The sequence below is a fragment of the Chitinimonas violaceus genome (genome assembly GCF_052601015.1).
Genome location: NZ_JBQXDJ010000173.1, coordinates 1 through 1,430, shown reverse-complemented (window position 1 = coordinate 1,430; position 1,430 = coordinate 1). Strand labels below are relative to the sequence as shown.

Annotated in this window: 1 pseudogene; it reads right to left on the bottom strand. The window is 47.6% G+C overall.

Annotated elements, in window-relative coordinates:
* Positions 1-125: 125 nt before the first annotated feature.
* Positions 126-257: pseudogene (locus ACUHMQ_RS20730) on the bottom strand (IS6 family transposase); the annotation flags it as partial.
* Positions 258-1,430 lie beyond the last annotated feature (1,173 nt).

Genomic DNA, 1,430 nt, shown 5'->3' with positions numbered 1-1,430 from the left:
CTGCCTCCTTAAGCACGGTGATGATTTGGCTGTCCGAAAATCTCGATTTCTTCATTTTGTAGAACTCCCTCTATCCGAGAAAATTCTACTTCTGCACACCCCTATTTTCCGGGGGGATTACCCCTCACGCCGCGTTCGGCCATCATTTCTTCCAGATGACGCAAACTCAGTGGGTAGGCCGCGTACCAGCGCACGCACATCAATATGATCTCCAGCGGATAGTGCAAACGCTTCAGGACTATGCGAAGGTTCGACATTTCAAGCTGTAGGTGAATGGCTTTCATGGGCTCAGCATACCGGACTGCTACGCCTCGCTGGCTTATTGCAACAGAACCTTCCGACGTATAGCTTTGTGTTTCTCTCTTGCTCACCGCAGCCTCCTGTTGGCTCAATGATTACCAATCAGGCGTGTCTACGGAATTCAGGCTACCTCACTATGTTTTCATGTTCTGGAATGTTGAACACGGCCGGGTGCTGCCTGCAGAAGCTTCGATTCAGGAATTCATCGAAACCTCTTACAACTGTCAACGACACCACGCTCGTCTAGAGAATGTGGCAGCAATGATATTTACAGAGAAATTTAGCAGGCAATCGGTCTGTATTTAAAGTGGGGACTACGGTTGCCAAGATAGGTCATCAGGCTTTAGGTAAGTAAAGTCTTCGACTTATCGTTAAATTCAAAAAGTGATGAAAGCAGAAGTAAGAGAAAACAAGTCTTGGTGACGAGAAAAGTCAAACTTCGGCACAGAGTTCATCGGTCTCGCCGGTTTCTGCGCTGAGTTATTTATGACCTGATTATCTGATGCGTCTATCGCTCTCACATAAGCAGTAGTCCCACCGTTTACTTGATCGATTTCCAGTATGTTAAGTAATTGCATCAAATCTCTTTCTGGTTTTGCCTGTTCAATCAGGACCACGTAAACAGGACGCTCTTAACGTCAGCAGAATGATAACGCAGCAAGGTATGTCGACCAATGGGTCAGTCTTTAACTTTGTCTGATAGACGAGTCGGTGGTTGACTCCCTGATCGTTTAAGAGCTGGCGTGAATCCGCTCTCCTTGCAGTATCAATGCCTAAGGGTTTATCTCAGCGTTTCGGAGCAGTTCGCGGCTGGCATCGGGGACATAAAATGGGTCTGTATGAGGCCATACCACCTGAAACCTGCGCCATTTCCTGGAAGTGCAATGCCTGCAATTTTTCTCTCCGCTTTAATGACGTCAACAGGACGCTATTGACAAGGTGCGAGTGTAGATACCACCTGGTGTAGTTTTCAATGGGTCTGCTGTCCCGGCATAGTCAACATTTGTTTGCGCTGATTGAATATTGACCCACCCTGCCGATTGAATATTGACCCAGTGATGGTTGCCGCCGTTTGACCGGCGACTGTGCATAACTATATCTCTACGGGCTAGTCTCACCCGTGGATTTTC